This is a genomic window from Floridaenema fluviatile BLCC-F154, assembly GCF_041929135.1.
GTDB classification, from domain to species: Bacteria; Cyanobacteriota; Cyanobacteriia; order Cyanobacteriales; family Aerosakkonemataceae; genus Floridanema; species Floridanema fluviatile.
Map to the genome: position 1 here is coordinate 1 of NZ_JBHFNS010000065.1, position 17,265 is coordinate 17,265.

Here is a 17,265-nt window from a genome sequence, read left to right on the forward strand (position 1 = left end):
GGGTATTAAAATTCTCTCAGCAAATACCGTTGGGCAAACGGAATTTCAAGCTTGTGGAGAAGCAGTAAGACTCGGTGGTACTTGTACCAAAAAGCGTGTTTCTGAGAAACAAGAATCTCCCGTCACAGCGCCAGCTTGACGGGAGAGTGTCAAGTAGCGAATTGTAGATAATAAACCCGCAATTCCAAATCCGAAACCAATAATTTTGCCAGTAGTCTAATCAAAAATTAATCACTCTACAAAGCCACAGTTTTTACCTGAAAAATTTGCTGATATCTATTGAGGATTTTCTCATATTCCTCTGATTCACCAAGACCTCGCAACTGGCGCAAATGATTTTCTACTAGTAACCTACTATCAGCACGTCCAATAGGCTCTACTTGAATATTAACACCATTGCTAGTAATGACAAAAAACAGCCGCATTGCATAAATAGTCGTGAACAATTCCTGATTATTTGGCAATGGACATATCCCATAAAGTAAACCAAGAGTGGGATGGTTTAAGTAATTTTCCGTAGTTTCATGGACATTTGCTCCAAGGGGACTAATCTCATCAAGCAAAGCATTAAACTTGTTTTTGTGGAAGATCGCCACAGGAAACCACCTTTTAATTACTACTAAAGATAGATGCCAGTTGAAAACCTTAATTGCTCTATTCTCTCATCTATTAGACTTACTGACAATGGACAGATATTAATTTTCGGCAATTAATATGTAATTTTTACTAAAAAACATAAAATAACTTCATAAATTCAAGAGTGTTTACTCTCACTGACTGAACCAAAAGTAACAATTTTGTCCCTTTTCCCTTTCCTGTTTACCTGGAGCATTAATTATGTCAACATTAGAAAAATTTACCATGAGAAAGAAACGGCTAACGCGAAGAATCTTATTGGAAAGAGTGATGGCTGCGATCGCTCTTTCCAACCTAGCATTTGTTATTTTTGATCTGACATACATACCCTGGCGCAATTTCTGGCTCCAAGGAAACATCAAACTAGTTAACTTAACAATTAACGTTCCTTTACCCCCAATTACTCAATGGTACGATCCAGTTAAAGGCATCGAACCTCATCGAGATACACAACGATATTTAAATACAGTAAACCAACTAGAAGAACAAATATCACAAACCGGATTGCCGTCGCCAGAAGTAAAAAAATTGTTAGCCGAACTGCAACTTCAAAGCACAGAAATGATCGATACAAATCCCTTTGAAGTCGCTAATAAAACTGGCACACTAGAGAAAATTAAAAACCGGATGCGCCAACATCTTATTAACGAATCTGCCAAAGAATCCTTTCGCGAATTTTGGAGTTACCCTTTCTTATCCCAAAGAGGTTGGCAACAAGAATTAGCTTATTTTCAAAGAGAGATTCAACCATTAATAGAAACTAATTACTTTCGTCCAATTGGCGAAAGCGGTCAACCAGTTGATTTCTTCTTTGAACGCATTGATTGGATATTTTTCCTGATTTTTAGTATAGAATTAATTGCTAGAGTCATTTATATTAGTCGCACTCATAAAGGCGTAAGTTGGCGAGAAGCAATTATTTGGCGGTGGTACGATCTTTTCTTACTCTTACCATTTTGGCGCTGGTTGAGAATTATTCCAGTTTACATGAGGCTAAAACATTCTCAAATTAGGGGTTTTGAAAAATTACAAAGACAATTCAACCAACTTTTTATTGCTAACTTTGCCGAAGAAATCATTGAAGTAGTAGTAGTGGGAGTAATCGATCAAATGCAAGATTCAATTCGGCGAGGAGATTTAAGTGACTGGTTAACTCACTCGCAAAATCGCCCTTATGTTGACTTGAATAATACCGATGAAGTAGCAGAGATTAGTAATATAATTACCAAGTTAGCAGTTTACCGAATCTTGCCGAAAGTTCAACCAGATATTGAAATATTACTCCAGCATAATATCGAAAGCGTGCTGCAAAACTTACCAGCTTATCGCAGTATGCAAGCTATCCCCGGAATAACCAACTTACCAAAACAATTAACCGAAAAATTGGTAGCAGAAATTTCCCAAGCAACTTATCACGGTTTAACATCTGCGATCGAAGATCCCGTAGGTGCGAAACTATCGGGAAATTTAATCAATCATTTAGGAGAAGCGATCGCTCAAGAAGTAAAAAATCAACATACCATAGAAAGAATTCAGAGCTTACTAATTGATATGCTCGAAGAAATCAAAATTAATTACGTCGAACGCCTATCTCAAGAAGATATGGAACAAATCGTTGCACAAACCAGACAACTGCGGCAAAGAACTCAACCAAAACCAGTAGAAATCATTCCCTACAAGCAAAAATGAACGCGATCGATCGCCAGACAAGAGTCAAGCAAAACTTTAGGTAATCCGTAAGTTAGAATACAATCAAGACTGTGATGCGGTAAAAGTAAGACCAAGAACCCTTGTGGAAAGAACAGTAGATCGCTCCAAGTAGCTTGGTAGTACTGACGCTATCTCTCATCAGCGAGATCTGCAAAAGTCTTAAGTAATCGGTTTCCCTAATCCCCGGAAATCAACCGTGGGATTTTGTTGAAGGAAAATTCTTTCACGGGAAGTGGGTATTTGTCCCACTTTTTTTTATTGGAGTTGACGAATGACTCATCCCTTAGTACCACAAATTATCGAAATCGCTAACCCCATTGCTGAAGCTATTGGCTTAGAAGTTGTGGGAATAGTGTTTCATACTAACCAAAGCCCTCCCGTGTTGCGAGTGGACATTCGTAACCCTGTGCAAGACACTAGTTTAGATGACTGCGAACGGATGAGTCGGGCTTTAGAAACCAGTTTAGATGCTACAGACATAATTCCAGACGCTTATGTACTAGAAATTTCCAGTCCCGGAATTTCTCGGCATCTATCCAGCGATAGAGAGTTTATTTCCTTTAAAGGATTTACAGTACTTGTCAACACATCTGAACCTTATGCAGGTAAGAGTGAGTGGCGAGGAAAACTGATCGAGCGAGATGACACATCAGTTTACTTGAACCTAAAAGGACGGGCTTTCGCTATTCCCCGCACCTTAATTACTAGGGTGCAACTGGAAGAGAAAGAGTAACAGTTTTTAACTTTAGATGGGCAATTTTCGATTTCTGAACTCCCTACCTACACTGTCGTTTTCTGGGAAGTTAGGGAAGCAGTTGCCAATCTAAAAATTCATCTACCACACTGTCACCACAGAAACATAAATTTAGGAGGCTTTTTACTTGTGACGATCGTTAAATTACCAGGACTAAAAGACCTAATAGAAAGTATTAGTCGAGAACGTAGCTTACCCAAACACGCCGTTAAAGAAGCATTGCGCGAAGCACTTCTTAAAGGCTACGAACGTTATCGACGCACGCAAAACATGGATCGACGGCACTTTGACGATGATTACTTCGACAATTTAGAAGTTGAACTAGATGTCGAAGAAGAAGGCTTTCGGGTACTCGCCACTAAAAGCATAGTGGAAAAAGTCACCAACCCCGACCACGAAATTGCCCTTGATGAAGTCAAAGAAGTCGTCGAAGAAGCCCAACTCAGCGACACTGTAGTATTGGATGTCACCCCAGATCAAGGGGAATTTGGGCGGATGGCAGCAATTCAAACTAAACAAGTGTTGTCGCAAAAACTGCGAGATCAGCAACGAAAATTAATTCAAGAAGAATTCCAAGACTTAGAAGGAACAGTCTTACAAGCTAGAGTTTTGCGGTTTGAACGGCAATCAGTAATTCTCGCTGTTAGCAGTAATTTTGGTCAACCAGAAGTGGAAGCGGAACTACCGAAACGGGAACAACTCCCGAACGACAACTACCGCGCCAACGCCACCTTTAAAGTATTCCTGAAAAAAGTTCGGGAAGGCCCGCAAAGAGGCCCACAATTGTTAGTATCCAGAGCATCTGCCGGATTAGTAGTTTACTTGTTTGCCAACGAAGTCCCGGAAATAGAAGACGAAGTAGTACGGATAGTCGCCGTAGCGAGAGAAGCTAATCCACCCTCACGTTCTCTAGGCCCAAGGACTAAAATAGCAGTAGATACGTTAGAAAGAGACGTAGACCCAGTAGGTGCTTGTATTGGCGCTAGAGGTTCGCGGATTCAGGTAGTAGTTAATGAATTACGGGGAGAGAAAATCGACGTAATTCGTTGGTCGCCCGATCCGGCTACTTATATTCAAAATTCCCTCAGTCCAGCTAGAGTGGAAGAAGTGCGGTTAGTTAATCCTGAAGGTCGGCAAGCTCACATTCTGGTGACGGAAGATCAATTGAGTTTAGCTATTGGTAAAGAAGGACAGAACGTTCGTTTAGCTGCCCGGTTGACTGGTTGGAAAATCGATATTAAAGATATTGCCAAGTACGACGCAGCAGCGGAAGATCAAAAAATTGCCGAGGCATTAGCCAAAGGACAAGCAGCTAGCGTTGAGGCTCAAACAGGAGATAGCATCAGAATCTACAGTGCGGATGGTGATGCAGAGGAAACCGACTACGATGAAGAAACAACAGCTGTGCCAGAAGACGAAGAATCAGCGTGAAACCTAACTATCGACGTTGTATCAGTTGCCGAAAGGTAGATTTAAAGTCAAATTTTTGGCGAATTGTCAGAGTCTATCCATCACGGCAGGTACAATTAGATGAGGGCATGGGGCGATCGGCCTATCTTTGTCCCCAAGCAAATTGTCTGGAAACAGCCCAGAAAAAAAATCGCTTGGGTAAGACATTAAGAAGCACCGTACCCCCAGAACTATATCAAGCCTTATGGCAACGTTTATCCAATCAGCCTGAAACAGCGAATCCTCAGTCCTTAAAACAGCCAACATCCGATCCGGTAATGGATTGAGGCACTGAGTTATCCCCAAAAATATCTCAAATAATGGTGGAAAATCAGTAGCCTCATGCCATCCTCATCGGATGCCAAATCATCAAAAGTCAGAATTAAACAACAAAATGGAGTAAATAATCAGCAATCAGAATCACATTTAAGAAAAATTTGGTGCAACATTAGAAGAGTGGGTGTGAAGCGTGCGCGATCGCCTTGGAGGAATCCGACTATTTGACGCACGTAGGCGAAAACAACTAATTTAGAAGTTGGATCTGATTTATTAACCAATCTCAGAAGCCAAAGTCAAGTAAAAAGCCAAACGGGTTTTGTCTTGGCAACACCAACACTATTTGAACTCCGCCAAAGGAGGCAGCGTTCCAATGATGTAAACAACTATCAAAACAGTGGCTCCATTGAGAGTAACCACTGGTAGGATTCAAGGGGAAAGCGTGGATGAACAACGGCAAAGTCAGAATTTACGAGTTATCACGGGAATTGAATTTGGAAAATAAGGATATCCTTGCTATTTGCGACCAGCTGCGAATTCCGGTCAAAAGCCATAGCAGCACCATTCCAGACGCGGATGCAGAACGCATTCGTACAGCTGCGGAAAAATATACCGCTCAGCATTCTTCTCCAAATAAAGAGGTAATGAATCGCGTCTCAACATCAGGATCTAGAAATAACCCCCACTCACAGGGTAGCGCCAATGGGTCGCTATCGGGATCGGGAGCTAAACCCAATGCTCCCAAAAAACAACAAATATTAGGAATTCGCCAGCATCAGGAGATCTCCAACCACAACCCAACTAAACCACAGGGGGCAACAGTGGCAATTCCCCCCAAATCACCAGTGAACGATCAGCCAACGCAGTCATCCGTAAAACCGACAGCGCCGAATAAACCAATGCGTCCTAATCCCCAACAGGAATCAACTGCTAAACCAGCGGATCGGGATCGGGAAGAATCAGATGGTAATCAACCTAAACAATCACCAAATTCGGTTGCCACTCCGACCGTAGCAGCAAAACCGAAACTGGTTGAACCACCATCTAGACCAAGTGCTACCAGTGCTACCAGTCCGAATCCGCCGCAATCGTCAACTCCACGGCCTCAACCCCAACAAGGACAAACAGTTGAGCCGCCGAAGATCGGACAACCGAAGAGCGAAGCACCGCGGAAGAAACCAAAACCAGCGCAACCGTCACGCGATACTACGCAACGCTCGCGCGATACTGGTAACACAACACAACGCGATCGGCAAGAAAAAGTTGCTGCCACTGGCGAAAAACCAAATCGACCAGCCCCAGTAGCCTCAGTAGCACCAGTACCAGAACTGCAACGTCCTAAACCACCAGTCAGACCAAACGCCCCAGCAGCGTTGAAATCTCCTGGGAGAACTGCTGCTGATGCAGAAGATGTAGAACCAGCAATTATAGATGAAGATTTAGAAGTCAAACCACGCAGTAAGACAGACAAAGAACCAAAACGGCCTGTGGCGATCCCACCCAGGACAGCACCGAAGAAAAAGAAATGGGAAGAAGAAGAAGAAGAACATCCGCAAAAGGCAGCTAAGCTGGCAGCTAATAAGGGTAAACGCAGCAAGCAAATCATTGATGAAGATGAAATTGATTTTGACGATCCAGAACTCGGTGATGTAGCTCCGGCAATTCAAGTCAGTTTGTCTGTAGCTCGTCCACCGAAGCCAAAAGCGGCTAAACCTTCTCAACCAACACCCGCAGCTAATTTACCAACAAAAGCCAAACCTTCACGGGAGGGAAATGCTAATCGAGGCGCAAACAACAGGCGCAATCGCGAAGAAGCAGCACCAGAACGCCCACAAAAGCTAGTATTAACGGGCAATATGACCGTGCAGGAATTAGCGGCAGCTTTGGGAATCGCGGAAACGGAAATCATTAAACGGTTATTCATGAAAGGAATTGCCGTTAATTTGACTCAAAATTTGGATATGGCTACCACAACAATGGTGGCAAACGAACTGGGTGTAGAAGTAGAAACGGCTCAGAAGCAATCAGAAGCTACTAAGAGTAGCGAGATGATCGATGCGGAAGATCTGGAATACTTAGAGCGTCGTCCTCCAGTGGTGACGATTATGGGTCACGTAGACCACGGTAAAACCAGTTTGTTGGATGCGATCCGAGCTAGCAAAGTGGCTCAGGGAGAAGCAGGTGGAATTACCCAGCATATTGGTGCTTACCACGTAGATGTTCAGCATAACGAGGAAACTCAACAAGTCGTATTTCTGGATACTCCGGGTCACGAAGCCTTTACTGCAATGCGGGCAAGGGGCGCTAGGGTGACGGATATTGCGGTGTTAGTGGTTGCCGCTGATGATGGGGTACAACCACAGACAATTGAAGCGATTAGTCACGCTAAAGCGGCGGAAGTGCCGATTTTGGTGGCAATTAACAAGATTGATAAGCCAGAAGCACAGCCCGATCGCGTGAAACAAGAATTAACCGAATTTGGTTTAGTCCCAGAAGAATGGGGCGGCGAAACGATTATGGTGCCAGTGAGTGCCATCCAAAAAGAAAACTTGGATACACTCTTAGAAATGATTCTGCTGATTGCAGAAGTAGATGAGAATCTTTTGGCTAACCCGAATCGTGCCGCTAAAGGAACTGTGGTGGAAGCTAACTTGGATAAATCGAGAGGCCCAGTGGCTACCCTGTTGGTTCAAAATGGTACTTTGCGCGTGGGTGACATCCTGGTAGCAGGATCGGCATTTGGTAAAGTTCGGGCAATGATTGACGATCGCGGCGAGCGAGTCGAAGCTGCCACACCTTCCTTCGCCGTAGAGGTGTTAGGTTTGGGTGACGTTCCGGCAGCAGGTGATGAGTTTGAAGTTTACCAGGATGAGAAGAAAGCTAGATTAATTGCGGAAGCCCGCGCCGAACAACAACGGCAATCTCGCTTGATGCGCGGTGTGACTCTCACCACCCTCTCGGCACAAGCTCAAGAAGGAGAACTCAAAGAACTCAACTTAATCTTGAAAGCAGACGTTCAAGGTTCTTTAGAAGCGATTATCGGTTCATTACAACAACTGCCGCAAAATCAGGTACAAATTCGTATCCTGTTAGCAGCACCAGGCGAAGTTACCCAAACAGACGTTGACCTAGCCGCAGCTAGTAACGCCGTAATTATTGGCTTCAACACCACGCTAGCCAGTGGCGCACGTCAAGCCGCCGACCAAGCAGGTGTGGATGTCCGCGAGTACAACATCATTTACAAACTCTTGGAAGATATCCAAGGGGCGATGGAAGGCTTGCTGGAGCCAGAATTGGTAGAAGAACCCCTTGGTCAGGTGGAAGTCCGGGCTGTCTTCCCTGTAGGTCGAGGCGCGGTCGCTGGTTGTTATGTCCAATCTGGTAAGGTGATCCGTAACTGCAAAGTCCGGGTACGTCGTAACAACCAAGTGATTTTTGAAGGCACTTTGGATTCCTTGAAACGGATGAAGGAAGATGCTAAGGAAGTCAATGCCGGATTTGAGTGCGGGGTTGGCATCGATAAGTTCAACGACTGGAAAGAAGGCGATATTATCGAAGCTTACCGCATGGTAACTAAACGTCGGACTTTGATTGGGAATTAGGTGAAAATGTAAAGTTTTCGATAGTTTTGAGTTTTGAGTTTTGAGTTTTGAGTTAAGTTACTAACTTAAAACTCATCACTTAAAACTCATCTCTTTATGATCCCTTCTTTTTGGTCTGAACCCTTCTTGTGGATTCACTTGGCTGGAATAGCAGCTTTTCCAATTTGGTTAGGAATATTGCTGCTTTCTTTAGCAGTGGGCGACCCACTATTGCCCGTGTGGGTGGAATTTAGTTTAGTTGCAGTTATTGGCGTAGCTCCAATTTTGTGGATGCAGTTGGTTAAACCCTTTAATATTTTCTGTATTTTGGTAGTAGCTCTGAAGCCAGAAGCATTAACTGTGGAACAGAGGAAGATTTTGAGTTTATTTAAACGCCCTTTAGAAAAGGTGGGAGCAATAGTAGCACCATTGTTTTTGCTTGGGGTGCTGTGGCAAATTTATAGTTTAGCTCCGGTAGCAGAGGGATTCTCACCTTTAACATCATCATGGCGGATTGTGGCTTTGTTAGTTGCGGGAGTGGCTTTTCTGTTATCTAATCTGTTTTTTCAGATTCCTTTGAGTGTTGTGGGGGTGTTGCTCACGAAAGAATCTACATTTGCCACTACAGAACCTTACCCAGTGGAAAAAATTCCCGATGATTTTACGATCGCCGGATTTCAGGTAGATAAAATTTTACCCCTAAAATCGTCGCCAAAAACACTAAGCCAAGAGCCGAATTCATCCACAATAGAAGATAGCAAGTCTACTTCATCCACCTAATTTGTGATTCCTCTTTGGGACAATTATGGCTAAAAAACCTGCTGCGTCGAACATCCCAGATATTAATGATGCTCAAATCTGGGATAATCTTAAGGAAGCGATCGCTTCTTGTTCCGGTTTTGAACGCTGGCAATATGAGCAACAACTCGATCGAGATAATACCAGCCTCGATTACCGAGTACGGCGTTATCTTCGTGAAACTTTAGAAACTTTAGCGTATTAGTAGCGTATTAGTTCGATCGCTCTCAACCAATTAGTTGCTCATTTTTCCAGACTGCTGCTTTCCAGGTGGCAGTTTTCTCATTTAAAAACGAAATTTTCTCTACCAATCTTACTACTTACGGCTCTTGCATCTACAGGATCAAGTATGGTAAACCAACAACTAAAAACTTCTTGACATCTCTCCCCTTAAGCTGCGCTGTAACCGGAGTCCTCTTGCGACATTTAAGATAGGTAAATTTCTTCTGCCCCAGTGTAAAAATGTAGCATTGACATATCCGAACATGATTAAACACTCAGCTTCTCATATCAATCAGGTGACTATTTTGAACCAAAATTTTCCTAAATCTATTCAACCCACCAAAACCCTAAAAGCTGGATTAGTAGCATTATTGCTTTCTGCTTCTAGTGGCTTTGTTTTACTTCCTGCTGGGGCAAACTCTCAGTTAATATCCCAACAAACAACTCCTACAACTGTACCTATCACTGCCAATATTATTTATGTAAATCCCCAAACAGGCAACGATAGTGCTGGTGCTGGCAATCAAGCTGCACCTTACCGTACTATTACATTCGCTCTCCAGCAAGCGCAACCGGGAACCGTCATTCAGTTAGCACCCGGTTCTTACACCGCCCAAACAGGTGAAGTTTTTCCCTTAACTGTTAAAAGTGGCGTAATTTTACGTGGAGATGATTCCACTAGAGGTCAAAATCTGGTGATTCTCGGTGGTGGTAGATATCTGAGTCCGACTTTTGCAGGTCAAAACGTCACAATTCTAGCGGAAAATGAATCCCAAATAAGCGGAGTCACAGTAACTAATCCGAATAAACGGGGTACAGGTATCTGGATTGAATCAAGCAATCCCACTATTGCTAATAGCACTTTTAGTGATAGTAAACGGGAAGGAATATTTATTACTGGGGATGCTAATCCCAAAATCGAAAATAATTTGTTTACTCGTAATAGTGGTAACGGAATTTCTGTGGCGCGTGCTGCTAAAGGTCAAATTCTGCGGAATCACTTTCAAAGTACAGGTTTTGGGATTGCTATTGGCGGTACATCTTCGCCATTAGTTGCCGGAAATCGAATTTTGCAAAACATGGATGGTATCTATATTAATGATTCTGCCCGTCCAGTATTGCGGAATAATTTAATTCAAAATAATGCTCGTGCTGGTATTGTCGTCACCATTAAAGCTGAACCTGATTTAGGAACCGAAGCGGAACCGGGTAACAATATTATCCGCAATAATGAAAAATTCGATCTTCAGAATGCTACTTCTTCTGTTACTATTTTGGCGATCGGCAATGATATTAACCGCAGTCGTATTTCTGGGCGAGTCAACTTTGTCGCTGCCACCGTAAAACCCCCCACTGGTGGAACTAACGCCGCTTTTGTCGATATTGAAGGACATTGGGCAAAACCTTACATTGAAGCCCTCGCCGCTAAAGGTATCTTAACTGGTTATGAAGATGGTACATTTCGTCCCAGCGAACCAGTCAACCGCGCTCAATTTGCCGTCATTATTCAAAAGGCTTTTTCACCTACACCTCAGCGTCCTAGCATGAATTTTGCTGATGTGAAAAGTAATTTTTGGGGTTTCTCCGCAATTCAAGCTGCTTACCGCGGTGGTTTTCTTTCCGGGGAAGGGCGCAATTTTCGACCTTTGCAACAAATTACCAGAGTTCAAGCATTAGTAGCTTTAGCCACTGGGTTAAAATTGCCCAATGCTAATCCTACTGTGCTGGCTTTTTACAAAGATGCGGCTCAAATTCCTAGTTACGCCGCCCCAGCTGTCGCCGCTGCTACTAACCAAAAGTTGGTGGTAAATTACCCAGAACAAACTCAATTAAATCCAAACCAAGTTGTTACTAGGGCTGATGCTGCTGCTTTTGTCTATCAGGCAATGGTAAATACCGGACGTGCTGAAGCTATTGCTTCCCCTTACGTAGTAACTGTTTCCTCCAATACGCCATCAGAAGCAGGCGGACAATAATCGTTCGTTGTAAACACTTCAGTGTTTCTTTTTGACTAGGAAACACTGAAGTGTTTACAACGAATATAAAGCACCAGCCGCAGGTAACTCTGGGCTGGTGCTTTAATCTGACTTTAAAAAGCTGTCAGTTTTTCTAGATTTGGGGTCTTTATATTGGCTGACCCCTTCAAAAAACCTGGTAATAATTCCAGGGGGGATTTTATAGTCAGGGTCTTTATATTAGCTGACCCCGTTTCAGACAACTTTATTGTGACAGCATTATCGCGAAATCCTAAAATTGTTAATGTTTTTTTTATATTTCTTACCGAGTTTCTTGAATTATTGCGTTTCGTAAAGTTGTGTGGCTTATACGTTACACTAGCGAAATTTCTGCAAATCTTTATACTTTTTTAAGATTTGAGCCATTGATTTAGGTTACAAATCACGCTTGGCTTTTTTGGTCTGAGATTTTCTAGAGGCTCTTTGCTCTAAGCGGAACAACCAAATCATTAAAGCTAATATACCCACTTGCAGGGCAAAATTAGGCAGGGCGGACTCAACTTCTTGACCTGCGGCTAGTTGGGACAAAAATACTACTGCGCCAATGAGTCCAGAAGCGCCAAAAGCTAAATAAATAAACTGTCTCAAGCCTCGATAAGGCGCTTTAATCTCTTCTTTGAGGCGGGCGTATTTTTCGGGGGTCGGAGGTTTGGGAGTATTCATTTGATTTTCGATTTTGAAGCTGCCAAAGTTTTGTAATACAAGTATAATACAAAAAGCCCAGTTAGCTGTTATGGAAAGACTGGGTATGGTTGTCGTTCCCAAAGCCAAGACATGGCAAAATTTGCAGATGTCGTCGGATATTATCGTTCTTATCGGACGATCGCACTTTTGAGCATCACCGCTGCGAGTTTGTTTGAAATCGTTGACCTGATAGTGCCTTACACTATTGGGCAAATTTTAAACGTGCTATCTGGACAAAGTTTAGATAGACCAATGCAAACAGCGATCGCAACAGTAGCCACACTTACCGGGATACCTGCAAATAAGATTTTATCCCTAAGTGTGCTCTTAGGAATCATCTTTATTTTCACCGTAGTTAGAGCACCCATTCAACCTTGGTTTAGTACTTGGTTTCATTGGGATATCGCCCTACGTTCTCGGCGAGATAATTTTGGAAAAGCCTTAGAAAAAATCCTCACCTTACCCTTAGAATTTTATGACGAAAACAATCCCGGTCGAATTGCCGGAAGAGTCGCCAGAGGCATTTCTAATCACACATGGACTTACCCAGAAATTGCCGGACAATTAATTCCCAAACTCGCCAGAGTTCTGGGAATTTTTGTGATTATTTGTTTGATAGAGTGGCGAATTGCAATTCTTTTTTTGCTGTCTTTCGTGTTAATTTTAGGCTTTAGCATCAAAAACTTGCAAGAGATAATGAAGAGAGAAGAACGGCTAGATAAGTATATGGAAAATACCGAAAGCCGAACTTCGGAGATTATCACCAACATCAAGACAGTCAAAGCGTTTGCTACCGAATCAACAGAATTTAAACGGCAAAATCAACGCTTAGACAGAGAATTGAAAGTAGTTGATTTCCGAATTCACAAAGCTTACGTCAAGCTAACTACTTGGCAAAGAACTGTGATTCAATTCTTTGTGTTTATGGTGTTGGGTTTAACTTTGGCTGCGACAGTTGGCGGACAAATTTCTTTAGGGCATTTTGTCACAACGCTAACTATTTCCAGCATGGCTTATTCCGAGTTAGAACCGATTAGTAATTTAGCAGAGGTATTTGCACGGCGCTATGCTTCGATGCTGCGATTTCATGAATTTGTGCAGAAACCATCTGGCGAGGATGCAATTAGTTTAATCTCATCAGAAAAGAGTTTGCTTCCTACTAGTAGCTATCAGTTTACTGGGAAAATTGAACTTAGCAAAATGAGTTTTGGTTATAGTAGCGATCGCCTAGTCCTACAAAACATCAACCTGCTAATCGAACCCTATCAAACTATAGCTTTAGTCGGACGTTCTGGATCGGGAAAATCGACTTTAGTCAAGCTACTATTTCGGTATTTTGAACCTACCCAAGGGCAGATTTTCATCGACGGAGAAGACATTCGCCAGCTTGATGTTACAGCTTATCGACGGAGATTGGCGATCGTCCACCAAGAAGTAGACATCTTCAACGGTACAATCCTCGATAACCTGAAATATGGCAATCCCAACGCCACATTTGCCGAAGTAGAAGAAGCTTGTCGCATCGCCAGAGTTACCGAAGTAATTGAGGAAATGCCCCAAGGTTACTATACAGTAGTCGGAGAAAGAGGCGTAAGGCTTTCTGGTGGACAGAGACAGCGGTTAGGAATTGCCAGGGCGCTGTTAGTTAATCCCGATGTGCTAATCTTTGATGAAGCAACCTCTAGTTTGGATTATGAATCCGAGCGATCGATCCAGCTAGCAATGCGAAGTATCTTAGGCACCCGTACCACAATCATCATCGCCCACCGACTCAGCACCATTCGGGAAGCAGACAAAATCATCGTATTAGACCAAGGTCAAATAGTCGAAGTTGGTACACACGCCGAACTACTGCACCAAGAAGGAATTTATCGTCGTCTCCACTCACTCCAAGAAACAGGTGAGCTAATTTAGGTTAAAAAGGTAAAAATATAATGTGAAAGAAAGCTTTGCTTTCCTTTTGCCTTTTACCTTTTGCTCCATCCCTCTGAGTCCCCTGTAGGACTGACGCAGAAAACCTGTTTTTTCACCAAAATCGTGATTAGACAAGCAAGGTTAATGCAGAAACAGGGTTTCAGACCTTGTTTCCGGGATGGAGTAAATGCCTTTTTCCTTCCTTAGCAACCTGTGATTTTCTTCTCAAATCAGACTTACTTACTAACTACCGGGCAAAGTGGCCCCCTTTTGGGCAATATTTGGCTGGATATTTCATTCTTGGTAATCATGCTGTTATTATCAGCATTTTTCTCTGGCTCAGAAACCGCAATTACCGGACTAGACAACTTTAAACTCCGAGCCTTAATTAAGGAACAAGGAGATCCCCGAAAAATTTTTACTTTAGTATTGGAAAATCGCGCCAAATTTATCACCACGCTTTTAATTGGTAATAACTTGGTAAATAATTTTTCCGCTATTTTGACAAGTAACCTATTTGCTCTTTGGTTAGGAAATACCGGAATTGGAGTTGCCACAGCAGTTATTACCTTTTTGGTGTTAATTTTCGGGGAAGTAACGCCTAAATCCTTGGCAATCACTCATGTTATACCCTTTTTTAAGTTAGCAGTCCGTCCGGTTTACTGGCTTTCTATTCCTTTATCTCCAGTAATTTATCTATTTCAAAACATCGCCCAAAGTGTAATTCGCCTGTTTGGAAGAGGTAGCGTCCCCGAAGGAGAATCTTTAAGAGATCTGCAATTGATGATTGAAGTCTTAGGCGGTAAAGGTTACTTGGATTTAGATAAGCATCAGTTATTAAGTAAAGCTTTAACGCTGGATAATCTGATTGCCCGTGATGTAGTTAAACCAAGAATTGAGATGCGGACAATCTCTCACGAAGCAACGTTAGAAGAATTGGTGAATTTTTGCTTAGAAACAGGTTTTTCTCGCATTCCCGTACAGGAAGATTCCAAAGATGAAATTGTCGGCGTAGTTCACCTGAAACGGGCATTGCAACATCTCAATCATTGCCAAAAGGAAGATTGTTCTCAAGTGCTGGTGACAGAAGCAATGGACTCACCTTTCTATGTTCCAGAAACTAAGCGAGTGCCCAGTTTACTTAAGGAGATGTTACAGTCGCGGTTGCATTTGGCGATCGTCGTCGATGAGTACGGGGGAACCGTCGGTTTAATTACCTTGGAAGATATCCTCGAAGAGTTAGTGGGAGAAATTTACGACGAAAGTGACATTCCCCCCAGAGTCAATGTCGGTAAAACTAAGCTGTCACGCCTTTAAAGCAAACTCTTCTTTGTCAGGGAATCAACACAAAAAAATTTTCGCCAACCCCTTGCCAACCAAAAATTTGAGTGCTACTATTAATAATCGTGGATCAAACGGGTCGATGCCCGAGTGGTTAATGGGGGCGGACTGTAAATCCGCTGGCTATGCCTACGCTGGTTCAAATCCAGCTCGGCCCACCTTCCACGATCGCCCGTGTAGCTCAGTGGTAGAGCACACCCTTGGTAAGGGTGAGGTCACGAGTTCAATCCTCGTCACGGGCTTTTTAAGAATCATTATACAGTAAGGGTTTCAGGCTTTTGTCTTACTTTACATTTTGGATTAAAACTGGTTAATCAAGTCATCTGACATAAAAACTCACCTAAAACTGACCTAATAATTTTCTGATATGTCACGAGTTCAATCTTCATCACGGGCTTTCTTTAGCTAAGTCCAAGCTTTGAATCCAGGCAAAATCATCGTCACTAACAGGTGGTATCGGAGGCTGAGTGTAGTCGATCGCTAAATCCAGCGCCGCCTCTTCATAAGTTTGTTTTAATACAGCTGGCAAATCAATTACAGGCTCTCGATCTCCAAGGCGTAAAGGTAACAAAAAGCACGGTAGCGATTCTCGCAAATTAAAGGGATACAGGTCTGCGGCAGGGCGACAATTTGCACGGCTGACCAAAATCCGGTAATCCGATGCTATTCCTCCTGCCACAAGCATCGGTTCGCCAGTTCGCAGCAAATCGATTTCCACTAAATGAGCGGTGCTATTTAATACAGCTTGGCGTTTGGCATTGTACTTTACTTTGCCTTCTCCTGCCCGCTTGTTTTTAGGTGAGAGTGCTTCTACCACCGTTACTACTGTTCCTGTTCCGACTTCTCGAATTTCTAAAAACCGTTCTTGGGTTTCTTCTCCGAATGGTTCACTTAAAGTAACTACGCTTTGTTGAGGTTCAGTCATCTTAGAGTTTCGCTGAAATACTGTAACATCGGGAATACCAACCAGTAGCGTGTCTGAATAAACTCGTTTTTCAACTGCTGCCCGATATTTAGGTGTAATTATTGCATTTAGCGATCGCGCCAACACTGAAATCAGCCCGAAATGAACCTCTGACCACAATTCAGGGTTTTCCAAGTAGGGATTCATTCCCGGAAATTGGGGCGACATAAACCACACCTCTTGCCGTGATTAAGTCTATTGTAAGAGCAGTCTTGAAAGGAGTTTAACTGCTATGACGATCGCCACCCCTGTTGTTAAGCCCGTTAGCCAGATGGAACTAGCCCCAGGCAGTATTGCGACGCTCAAAGAGGTAACTTGGCAAGAATTTGCAGAGATTTTGGCGGAGTTAGGTGAACGGCGAAACTCGCGAATTGCTTACAGCGAAGGAAAACTAGAAATCATGGTTCCATTGCCAGAACATGAACGCACAAAGATCGTCATTGCTGATTTGGTGAAAGCGATATTGCGATCGCAGCGACGCAATTGGGAACCTCTGGGATCGAGCACTTTCAAACGGGAAGAGGTAGCAGGAATTGAGCCTGATGAATGTTTTTATATTCAAAATCAACAGGCAGTAATTGGAAAGGATCGGATTGATTTAAACATCGATCCACCGCCTGATTTAGCGATAATGCTACGCATCGCTGGCGCGATCGAAAGTGATGTAACTTCTAAAACTCGAACTCAAGCTTATCTTGCTATTAAAGTACCGGAAATTTGGATTTATGATTCAGGTAAACTTAAGATTAGTTTGTTGCAGGGCGATCGCTACATTGAATCTGAAACTAGTCCCACCTTTCCCAATTTAGCGATTCGAGAGATAATTCCCAAAGCGATAGAAAGAGCAAAACAAATTGGCACTAGTCAAGCCTTACTAGAATTTGAAGATTGGCTCAGTCAGCAGAAATAGAAAATCGTTAA

Annotated in this window: 15 protein-coding genes and 2 tRNA genes; 14 read left to right on the forward strand and 3 right to left on the reverse strand. The window is 42.9% G+C overall.

What is annotated here, in order from left to right; all coding sequences use genetic code 11:
• Positions 1–236: 236 nt before the first annotated feature.
• On the reverse strand, positions 237–596 hold the full coding sequence (locus tag ACE1B6_RS16815) for a PipX family protein (protein ID WP_413258407.1): 360 nt from the start codon (positions 594–596) through the stop codon (positions 237–239).
• A gap of 241 nt (positions 597–837) precedes the next feature.
• On the opposite strand from ACE1B6_RS16815, the gene ACE1B6_RS16820 reads away from it, so the two are divergent.
• The 9 genes from ACE1B6_RS16820 to ACE1B6_RS16860 all read left to right on the forward strand — a co-directional run bounded on the left by ACE1B6_RS16820 (position 838) and on the right by ACE1B6_RS16860 (position 11,402).
• Positions 838–2,325: a hypothetical protein gene (locus tag ACE1B6_RS16820; RefSeq protein WP_413258408.1), complete on the forward strand. Its 1,488-nt coding sequence runs from the start codon at positions 838–840 to the stop codon at positions 2,323–2,325.
• Positions 2,326–2,617: 292 nt separating this feature from the next.
• The gene (rimP, locus tag ACE1B6_RS16825) at positions 2,618–3,079 is read left to right on the forward strand and encodes a ribosome maturation factor RimP (protein ID WP_413258409.1); all 462 of its coding nucleotides are present in this window, start codon (positions 2,618–2,620) and stop codon (positions 3,077–3,079) included.
• 150 nt (positions 3,080–3,229) lie between these two features.
• Positions 3,230–4,531 carry a transcription termination factor NusA gene (gene nusA, locus ACE1B6_RS16830; RefSeq protein ID WP_413258410.1) on the forward strand — a complete coding sequence of 434 codons (1,302 nt, stop codon included), beginning with the start codon at positions 3,230–3,232 and terminating at the stop codon, positions 4,529–4,531.
• Positions 4,528–4,836 (forward strand): YlxR family protein, encoded by a 309-nt coding sequence (locus ACE1B6_RS16835; protein ID WP_413258411.1) that lies wholly within the window; start codon positions 4,528–4,530, stop codon positions 4,834–4,836. Before nusA ends, ACE1B6_RS16835 begins: the two co-directional genes overlap by 4 nt.
• Positions 4,837–4,891: 55 nt before the next feature.
• Positions 4,892–5,053 carry a hypothetical protein gene (locus ACE1B6_RS16840; protein WP_413258412.1) on the forward strand — a complete coding sequence of 54 codons (162 nt, stop codon included), beginning with the start codon at positions 4,892–4,894 and terminating at the stop codon, positions 5,051–5,053.
• A gap of 218 nt (positions 5,054–5,271) precedes the next feature.
• Positions 5,272–8,427 carry a translation initiation factor IF-2 gene (infB, locus tag ACE1B6_RS16845; RefSeq protein WP_413258413.1) on the forward strand — a complete coding sequence of 1,052 codons (3,156 nt, stop codon included), beginning with the start codon at positions 5,272–5,274 and terminating at the stop codon, positions 8,425–8,427.
• A gap of 96 nt (positions 8,428–8,523) precedes the next feature.
• Positions 8,524–9,186, forward strand: coding sequence for a low-complexity tail membrane protein (locus tag ACE1B6_RS16850; protein ID WP_413258414.1), 663 nt, complete (start codon positions 8,524–8,526; stop codon positions 9,184–9,186).
• A gap of 25 nt (positions 9,187–9,211) precedes the next feature.
• Positions 9,212–9,409 carry a hypothetical protein gene (locus tag ACE1B6_RS16855; protein WP_413258415.1) on the forward strand — a complete coding sequence of 66 codons (198 nt, stop codon included), beginning with the start codon at positions 9,212–9,214 and terminating at the stop codon, positions 9,407–9,409.
• Between the two features lie 280 nt (positions 9,410–9,689).
• Positions 9,690–11,402, forward strand: coding sequence for a DUF1565 domain-containing protein (locus tag ACE1B6_RS16860; protein ID WP_413258416.1), 1,713 nt, complete (start codon positions 9,690–9,692; stop codon positions 11,400–11,402).
• A 414-nt stretch (positions 11,403–11,816) separates the two neighbouring features.
• On the opposite strand, the gene ACE1B6_RS16865 is transcribed toward ACE1B6_RS16860, so the two are convergent.
• A complete protein-coding gene (locus ACE1B6_RS16865; RefSeq protein WP_413258417.1) occupies positions 11,817–12,104 on the reverse strand; it encodes a DUF3493 domain-containing protein in 288 nt (95 codons plus the stop codon).
• 111 nt (positions 12,105–12,215) lie between these two features.
• Here ACE1B6_RS16865 and ACE1B6_RS16870 point away from each other — a divergent pair, with 111 nt between their 5' ends.
• The 4 genes from ACE1B6_RS16870 to ACE1B6_RS16885 all read left to right on the forward strand — a co-directional run bounded on the left by ACE1B6_RS16870 (position 12,216) and on the right by ACE1B6_RS16885 (position 15,622).
• On the forward strand, positions 12,216–14,039 hold the full coding sequence (locus ACE1B6_RS16870) for an ABC transporter ATP-binding protein (RefSeq protein WP_413258418.1): 1,824 nt from the start codon (positions 12,216–12,218) through the stop codon (positions 14,037–14,039).
• A 309-nt stretch (positions 14,040–14,348) separates the two neighbouring features.
• Positions 14,349–15,356 carry a hemolysin family protein gene (locus ACE1B6_RS16875; RefSeq protein WP_413258419.1) on the forward strand — a complete coding sequence of 336 codons (1,008 nt, stop codon included), beginning with the start codon at positions 14,349–14,351 and terminating at the stop codon, positions 15,354–15,356.
• 100 nt (positions 15,357–15,456) lie between these two features.
• A tRNA-Tyr gene (locus tag ACE1B6_RS16880) sits at positions 15,457–15,538 on the forward strand.
• A 12-nt stretch (positions 15,539–15,550) separates the two neighbouring features.
• Positions 15,551–15,622: transfer RNA gene (locus ACE1B6_RS16885), tRNA-Thr, on the forward strand.
• Between the two features lie 146 nt (positions 15,623–15,768).
• Here ACE1B6_RS16885 and ACE1B6_RS16890 read toward each other — a convergent pair.
• Positions 15,769–16,512: a DUF4058 family protein gene (locus tag ACE1B6_RS16890; RefSeq protein ID WP_413258420.1), complete on the reverse strand. Its 744-nt coding sequence runs from the start codon at positions 16,510–16,512 to the stop codon at positions 15,769–15,771.
• 64 nt (positions 16,513–16,576) lie between these two features.
• Here ACE1B6_RS16890 and ACE1B6_RS16895 point away from each other — a divergent pair, with 64 nt between their 5' ends.
• Positions 16,577–17,254 (forward strand): Uma2 family endonuclease, encoded by a 678-nt coding sequence (locus ACE1B6_RS16895; protein WP_413258421.1) that lies wholly within the window; start codon positions 16,577–16,579, stop codon positions 17,252–17,254.
• Positions 17,255–17,265 lie beyond the last annotated feature (11 nt).

What these genes read in the sequence shown, in the direction of transcription:
- ACE1B6_RS16820 (WP_413258408.1), top strand. Translation starts at nt 838, where the DNA reads ATGTCAACATTAGAAAAATTTACCATGAGAAAGAAACGGCTAACGCGA.
- rimP (WP_413258409.1), top strand. Translation starts at nt 2,618, where the DNA reads ATGACTCATCCCTTAGTACCACAAATTATCGAAATCGCTAACCCCATT.
- ACE1B6_RS16840 (WP_413258412.1), top strand. Translation starts at nt 4,892, where the DNA reads ATGCCATCCTCATCGGATGCCAAATCATCAAAAGTCAGAATTAAACAA.
- infB (WP_413258413.1), top strand. Translation starts at nt 5,272, where the DNA reads ATGAACAACGGCAAAGTCAGAATTTACGAGTTATCACGGGAATTGAAT.
- ACE1B6_RS16850 (WP_413258414.1), top strand. Translation starts at nt 8,524, where the DNA reads ATGATCCCTTCTTTTTGGTCTGAACCCTTCTTGTGGATTCACTTGGCT.
- ACE1B6_RS16855 (WP_413258415.1), top strand. Translation starts at nt 9,212, where the DNA reads ATGGCTAAAAAACCTGCTGCGTCGAACATCCCAGATATTAATGATGCT.
- ACE1B6_RS16860 (WP_413258416.1), top strand. Translation starts at nt 9,690, where the DNA reads ATGATTAAACACTCAGCTTCTCATATCAATCAGGTGACTATTTTGAAC.
- ACE1B6_RS16865 (WP_413258417.1), bottom strand. Translation starts at nt 12,104, where the DNA reads ATGAATACTCCCAAACCTCCGACCCCCGAAAAATACGCCCGCCTCAAA.
- ACE1B6_RS16870 (WP_413258418.1), top strand. Translation starts at nt 12,216, where the DNA reads ATGGCAAAATTTGCAGATGTCGTCGGATATTATCGTTCTTATCGGACG.
- ACE1B6_RS16875 (WP_413258419.1), top strand. Translation starts at nt 14,349, where the DNA reads ATGCTGTTATTATCAGCATTTTTCTCTGGCTCAGAAACCGCAATTACC.
- ACE1B6_RS16890 (WP_413258420.1), bottom strand. Translation starts at nt 16,512, where the DNA reads ATGTCGCCCCAATTTCCGGGAATGAATCCCTACTTGGAAAACCCTGAA.
- ACE1B6_RS16895 (WP_413258421.1), top strand. Translation starts at nt 16,577, where the DNA reads ATGACGATCGCCACCCCTGTTGTTAAGCCCGTTAGCCAGATGGAACTA.